The organism is uncultured Pelagibacterium sp. (genome assembly GCF_963972885.1).
Lineage (GTDB): Bacteria > Pseudomonadota > Alphaproteobacteria > Rhizobiales > Devosiaceae > Pelagibacterium > Pelagibacterium nitratireducens.
The window spans coordinates 1-6,466 of record NZ_CAXAXY010000133.1; the positions used below are offsets into that span (position 1 = coordinate 1).

At 61.2% G+C, this 6,466-nt stretch carries 9 protein-coding genes; 5 read left to right on the forward strand and 4 right to left on the reverse strand.

All coding sequences use genetic code 11. The annotated features are described in order from the left end of the window. The 3 genes from AACZ55_RS15070 to AACZ55_RS15080 form a co-directional block, all read right to left on the reverse strand. A partial coding sequence (locus AACZ55_RS15070; protein WP_339647433.1) for a glycine--tRNA ligase subunit beta occupies positions 1-454 on the reverse strand: 454 nt, incomplete at its 3' end. Positions 455-621: 167 nt separating this feature from the next. Next, positions 622-987 (reverse strand): VOC family protein, encoded by a 366-nt coding sequence (locus AACZ55_RS15075; RefSeq protein WP_339647435.1) that lies wholly within the window; start codon positions 985-987, stop codon positions 622-624. Positions 988-998: 11 nt separating this feature from the next. Beyond that, positions 999-1,841, reverse strand: coding sequence for an alpha/beta hydrolase (locus AACZ55_RS15080; protein WP_339647437.1), 843 nt, complete (start codon positions 1,839-1,841; stop codon positions 999-1,001). Positions 1,842-2,069: 228 nt separating this feature from the next. On the opposite strand from AACZ55_RS15080, the gene AACZ55_RS15085 reads away from it, so the two are divergent. After that, a complete protein-coding gene (locus AACZ55_RS15085; protein ID WP_339647439.1) occupies positions 2,070-2,720 on the forward strand; it encodes a TetR/AcrR family transcriptional regulator in 651 nt (216 codons plus the stop codon). A gap of 83 nt (positions 2,721-2,803) precedes the next feature. Here AACZ55_RS15085 and AACZ55_RS15090 read toward each other — a convergent pair whose 3' ends face one another. Continuing rightward, positions 2,804-3,823 (reverse strand): polyprenyl synthetase family protein, encoded by a 1,020-nt coding sequence (locus AACZ55_RS15090; RefSeq protein WP_338607531.1) that lies wholly within the window; start codon positions 3,821-3,823, stop codon positions 2,804-2,806. A gap of 220 nt (positions 3,824-4,043) precedes the next feature. On the opposite strand from AACZ55_RS15090, the gene AACZ55_RS15095 reads away from it, so the two are divergent. The 4 genes from AACZ55_RS15095 to AACZ55_RS15110 all read left to right on the forward strand — a co-directional run. After that, complete coding sequence (locus AACZ55_RS15095; protein WP_339647441.1) at positions 4,044-4,832, forward strand: methyltransferase; 789 nt, start codon at positions 4,044-4,046, stop codon at positions 4,830-4,832. Positions 4,833-4,890: 58 nt separating this feature from the next. Next, positions 4,891-5,754: a S49 family peptidase gene (locus AACZ55_RS15100; protein ID WP_339647442.1), complete on the forward strand. Its 864-nt coding sequence runs from the start codon at positions 4,891-4,893 to the stop codon at positions 5,752-5,754. Between the two features lie 2 nt (positions 5,755-5,756). Beyond that, positions 5,757-5,978 carry a hypothetical protein gene (locus tag AACZ55_RS15105; RefSeq protein WP_338607534.1) on the forward strand — a complete coding sequence of 74 codons (222 nt, stop codon included), beginning with the start codon at positions 5,757-5,759 and terminating at the stop codon, positions 5,976-5,978. 76 nt (positions 5,979-6,054) lie between these two features. Beyond that, positions 6,055-6,466: glycine--tRNA ligase subunit alpha (locus AACZ55_RS15110; protein WP_339647445.1), on the forward strand; the 412-nt coding region annotated here is incomplete at its 3' end.

Consider the following 6,466-nt stretch of genomic DNA (forward strand, 5'->3'; position numbering starts at 1 on the left):
GGACCCATTCAAGACGCCCTGCCCCCCAACGCATGGGCTTGCCCCAGGGGAAGGATTTTACCGTTACGGGCAGAATGTCGCGCAAAATCTCGATGGCGGGGGCGCCCTTTTTCTCGATTATCGCGACGTAGAAATCGCCCTTCTTTTCGTCGGACTGGATTTTGGCATCATCGATGGAGGAAAGCCCGGCGGCGCGCAGGAAGCCATCGAGCGCCTGCTGGGGGGCGCCGACCTTGGGGCCCTTGCGCTCTTCGCGCGTGTCGGGGGAAGCTGCGGGAAGGCCCGTTACCGTAAGCGCCAGGCGGCGCGGCGTGGCGAATGCGCCGGCGCTTTCATAGACAAGACCTTTTTCGACCAGAGCATCGGTTACGGACTTCTTGAGGTCCTCGGCGGCCCGGCGTTGGAGGCGCGCGGGAATTTCCTCGGAAAAGAGCTCAAGCAGCAATTCGGGCATGGTCGGGGTGCCTTGGGCGGGTCTTTTGGAATGTTGGCGAAGCGGTAGCAGGGGATGGGACGAAAGTCCATTGGGAGCGGCCATGGCCGCGCCGCAACACTGGGTTTTTGCGGTGCAAACGATATGCGGCAAGTTATGTCTCGCCGCATACTCTGGGGAATTTTCGCCTATGGCGTACCGATCACCATGCGGTTGCCTTCACTGTCGCGAAATTCGGCCACGGTTCGGCCGGGCTGCCAGGTGGGCTCATGCGGTTCGGTGACAATCTCGACCCCCTTGACGCGGAGCGCCTCGATGGTGCCCGCCACGTCATCTGCAACGAACACCAGGACGGGCATCTCCGAGGGCGTGTCGTTCTCGCGACGGACAAAGTGCAGATTGGTTTGCGTCCCGGGGAATTTGAGTTCGATCCACCGCCAGCCATCGGCGCCCATCGGGGCGTCCGCAGCCACTTCGCAACCGAGCCTTTCGGTATAGAACGCCTTGGCGCGATCCTGATCGCTGACCGGCAGTTCGGCAAACTGAATGTACATTGGCTATCTCCCTAATTGGCGCCGAGCGTCTGGTGCAAGGTTTCGGCGAATGCCTCGGCATGGGGTTCAAAGCCCGTATGATCGCCGGGGAATGTGACAGGAAGAACGCCCAGCGCGTTCACGAGAGCCATGCTGAGTTCCTCGATGGGGCTGCCCCTGGAATCCGCACCGATGCCGACAATCACCCGCGGCGCGCCAGCCTTGAGCGTTTCAACGTCAGGCGTGTAGTGCGAGAGCGGCAACATGGCGTGGGCAAGCCAATATTCGAAATTGCCGCTGACACGCTCAAAGGTTTCGGCGGCCTCGGGCGACATATCGAAATCGGGCCCGGCGTCCGCTTCGGAGCTCTCGGACATGCCGGCGGCTCCAAAGAACATTCCCATGGCAGCCTCAACGCCCTCACTTTTGTAGGTCGTGTGAAGCGCCTCATCGAAGGCAATTGCCTCGGTGGGATCCTCGAGCAGCATCGTGGACGGAGGCTCGTGGGCGACAATCGCCTTGACCTTTTCGGGATAGCGTGCGGCGAGGTTGAGCCCGATATGGGCGCCGCCACTGGTCCCCATGACATAGGCCGTCCCCTGCCCCAGCGCGTCGATCAGCGCGGCAGCGTCGTCAGCCTGGATGTCAAGGTCGAGAGGCTGAATGGCCTCATCGAATGTCGAGCGCGAATTGCCGCGTGGGTCGTAAGCGACAACGGTGTAGCGGTCCGCCAGCGCACGGGCGAGATCGGCAAAAACGCCGGCATCCTGCGGCCCGCCGGGAATGATGAGAAGCATGGGGCCATGGCCCCAGCTTTCGTAATAGAGCGTCGCGCCCGGAACCTTCAGCGTGCCGGTCTTGGGGGATTGGGTCATTGTCATCTCTGCTGTTGGTGTCATCGGAACTTCGGCGGATGGCGCCTGCGCCACGGCACCCTGCGGACTGATCAGGAGGCCCGTTCCAAACAGAGTCGCCAATAATCCAAGCTTTCTCATTTCATGATCTCCTAGAACTAGACCGTCCAGTACTACAAGGCTTGCAAAGAACTAGACTGTCCAGTACTGTACTGTCAATCACAAACTGATTTGGATGGCCGAGACACGATGCCAAAGGCGGAAACGAATTCAGGAACGGCTATCGAGACGGCGCCCCGTTCGGCGCGCAAGCGGCAGGCAATCCTTGAAGCGGCGACCGAGATATTTCTTATCAACGGCTATCTCGGGACCAATATGGACGAGATCGCAGCGCACTCGGCAGTATCAAAACAGACCGTCTATAAGCACTTTTCCTCAAAGGAGGCCCTGTTCATCGAGATCGTGTCTTCGCTGACCGACAGGACGGGCGACCGCGTCCATGGAGACGCACCGCCGGTCGATCCAGAGAACCTGGCGGCCTATCTGGAGGAATATGCCTTTCGCCAGCTCTATATCGTGCTCAACCCACGCATCATGCAACTGCGGCGGCTGGTGATCGGCGAAGTGCCGAGGTTTCCCGAATTGGCGCGCGTTCTTTACGAACGCGGGCCACTGCGGGCGATTGGAATCCTTGCCAACCTGTTCGAGTCACTTAAGGCGCAGGGACTATTGAGGTTTGACGATTCGATGGTTGCGGCGTCGCATTTCAACTGGCTGGTGATGTCGACCCCGCTCAACCAGGCGATGCTTTTGGGCGACGACGCCATTCCCGACTCCGAAGCGCTGCGCAAGGAAGCGCGGGATGGCGTCAGAGTCTTTCTCGCAGCATATGGGCGATAAAGAGCCCAGATAAGCCAACGACCGGTCGTGATCTGCCGCGATTGTGCGTGGTCAGCGCTGACGCCGCGATCTGACCCCGAAAGTCAGTACGCGCGCGCGGTGCAGAATTCGGGGACGCCGAACAGGATGTCGCGTTCGACAGTCTGGGGGATGTTGGCAAGGGCGGCGCGGGCCGCTTCGGCGTGGCGTTCGGCTTTGGCCATGGTCTGGGCCAATGTATCGTGACGCGCGAAAATGGCCAGGATATCGGCCAGTTCGGTTTCCCCGGATTGAGGATTTCCCAGAGCCTTTCCGATCGTCTCGCGCTCGGCTTCGCTGCCGGCCTGCAGGGCGAGGATGATGGGCAAGGTCATTTTGCCTTCACGCAGATCGTCGCCGGTGTTCTTGCCCAGAGCGCCTTGCGCGCCGCCGTAATCGAGAACGTCATCGACAAGCTGGAAGGCCATGCCCAATTCACGGCCATAGGCGGCGAGCGCCTTGCGGGAGACGGTGTCGGCACCACCGGCCATCGCGCCCACTTCGGTGGCCGCTTCAAAGAGCGTGGCGGTCTTGGCGTGGATGATCTTTTCGTAATCGTCGGGCGTGGTGGACAGATCGCCGGCCTTGGCAAGCTGGAACACTTCGCCCTCGGCAATGACCGCTGCAGCACGCGAGAGCACGCCGAGCGCGTCGATGTCGCGGGATTCCACCATCATCAAAAATGCCTGACCGAGCAGGAAATCGCCCACCAGAACCGATGCCTGATTGCCCCAGATCGTGCGCGCGGCAGGGCGGCCGCGGCGCATGTCGCTTTCGTCGACCACATCGTCGTGGAGCAGCGTTGCGTTGTGCATAAATTCGACGGCGGCGGCAAAGCGGATTTCATTGCCGCCGGCCCGGCCGAACAGCGCGGACGCGGCGAGCGTAAGCATGGGGCGCAGGCGCTTGCCGCCGGCATCGATGAGATGGTTGGCGACTTCAGGGACCATATCGACGGGGCTGTCGGAGCGCGACAGGATGAGGCGGTTGACGGCCTCCATGCCATCCCCGGTCGCAGCCATCAGATCGTCGATTACCGCCGAGGCGTCGGCAAGAGGTCTCGGCGCCAGATTTTCAACCGCCATTGACGTTCAAACTCCCCAAGGAGGCCATTGCCCTCCCGATACAGTGCTTTTCAAGGCGATCCGGTTCCGCGAAAAGGGAACCGGGAGCCCACTTGTTTGTTACCGCGCTTCCGGACCGAATATGGAATACCCACTTATTACCGAAACACTCTATTGTCAGCCCCGCGCCGCAAGAGTGAAATTCCACTTTGGCCTGAACACCAACCCGGACCTTGTGCCCATGTCGGTAAACCAGCCGCCCGAATTTGTAAAACGCCAACAGCAGGATGCCGACGCGTTTCTGGGCGGCAAATTGTCCATAACCCAGCCCGAAAAGGGGTTTCGGGCCGGGTTGGACTCAGTGCTCCTGGGCGCCAGCCTGCCCCAGGGTGCGCGCCAATTGCTCGATCTGGGGGCAGGTGCAGGCGTGGCGGGACTGTGTGCGCTGGCCCACAATGATGGACTGGAGGCGACGCTTGTCGAAAACAACGCCGACATGGCGATGCTGGCCGCCGCCAATGTAGAGGCCAATGGCTTTGCCGAACGCGCAACAATTCTGAAAATCAGCGCCACGGCGACCGGAGCCGAACGCAAGGCATTGGGATTGGGCACCGACAAGTTCGATGTGGTGATTGCCAATCCTCCGTTTTTCGACGCGGGCACCCATGCGCCCGACCCGGCGCGAGCGGCGGCGCGGCATACAGACGGGGAGGTTTCGGGCTGGTTAAGGACCGCGGTTTCGTGCGCCCATGCAAAGGGCGAAGTGATCTTTATCCATTTGGCGCAGGCCCTGCCCCAGCTTCTTGCAGCGTTCAATTCGCGCATGGGCGCCATTGCCGTTCTGCCCATAGCGCCGCGCCCCGGCATGGCAGCGACCCGGGTGCTGGTCAGGGGATGCAAGGGCAGCAAGGCGCCAATGGCGCTGTTGCCGCCATTGATCGTGCATGGGGAGACGGGCAACGGTTTTTCCGAGCCGGTGCGATCGATCCTGCGCGGCGAGGCGCGGTTGGACTGGCACGACGGCAAATGAATGCCTAAATGAGAGCCAAGGCGTTCGCCAAGAGCCCATTTCCAAAAGGGAGACAAAGATGACCGCATTTTCCGACGGCCAGATCGAGGCTCCCAAGCGTCCCTGGTACAAAAGGTTTTTCGGCAATCGCGGGCCGGTTATCCCCGTTGTCCGGCTGCAGGGGGTCATCTCGCAGGATCTCAAGCTGGGCCGGCTCAACATCGCCTCGGTGGCGCCGCTTCTGGAAAAAGCGTTCAAGATCAAGAAAGCGCCGGTGGTGGCGATCGTGGTCAATTCGCCGGGCGGATCGCCCGTGCAATCGCGCCTGATTGCCCAGCGCATCCGGCAATTGGCCGAGCAGCATGAAAAAAGGGTTCTGGTGTTTGTCGAGGACGCGGCGGCATCGGGCGGGTATTTCATTGCCTCGGCGGGCGACGAGATCATTGCCGACCCCTCCTCGCTGGTGGGATCGATCGGGGTGGTCATGGCCAGCTTCGGGTTTGTCGATGCGATCGCCAAGCTGGGCATCGACCGGCGGCTCTATACGGCGGGCAAGAACAAATCGACGCTCGATCCCTTCCTGCCCGAAAAGCCCGAGGACGTCGCGCGCATCAAGCAGCTGGAGCTCGATATCCACGAGGTGTTCATCGACCATGTGAAATCGCGGCGGGCCTCCAAGATTACTCTGGCCGACGAAGAGGTTTATACCGGCGAGTTCTGGACGGCGAAACGCGGGCTGGCGATGGGGCTGGTCGACAGCCTGGGTGATCTGCACGGCACGTTGCGTGAGCGGTTTGGCAAGGAGGTGACGATCAAATCGATTGCACCAAAGAAGAGCCTGCTGCAATTGCCCAATTTCGGGCTATCGGCGAGCGGAGATGTCGCCGCGGATGTGATGGCCAAGATCGAGGACCGGGAAGCCTGGTCGCGGCTGGGATTGTAACCATGGGAATATCGACACTCGTCACCATTCTGCTGGCGCTGCTGATCGGGATCGGGCTGCGCTCTATCGTGCGCGACTGGCGCAAGAAATTCGCCGAGGACGACTCGCGCGCCCAGGAAAAACGCAAGGCCCAGATCGAGCGCAACAAGGCCGAGCTGAAATCGGGAGGCGTGGTGACGCTGGAGCGCGGCGAAGACGGGGTTTATCGCCCGGGCAAGGAATAGCCTGTCGCGCTTGACCTTGGATGGCGGCACAACTACGGTCGCGCCGCTTTCAACAACGGCGTTATCCGGAACAAATATGGCTGAGCTGCACAAGCCCCACATGGACCCCAGAAATTCGTTTCAGGGCCTGATCCTGACCCTGCAGAATTTCTGGGCCGATCAGGGCTGTGTGATCCTGCAGCCCTATGACATGCAGATGGGCGCGGGAACGTTTCACACCGCGACCACCCTGCGGGCGCTGGGGCCGAAACCGTGGAACGCGGCTTATGTGCAGCCATCACGCCGGCCGACCGACGGGCGCTATGGTGAAAATCCCAATCGGCTGCAGCACTATTATCAGTTCCAGGTGATCTTAAAGCCCTCCCCCGCCAATATTCAGGAGCTCTACCTTCAATCGCTGGCCGCCATCGGGTTGGACGCGAAGCTGCACGATATCCGCTTTGTCGAGGATGACTGGGAAAGCCCGACGCTGGGCGCCTGGGGGCTGG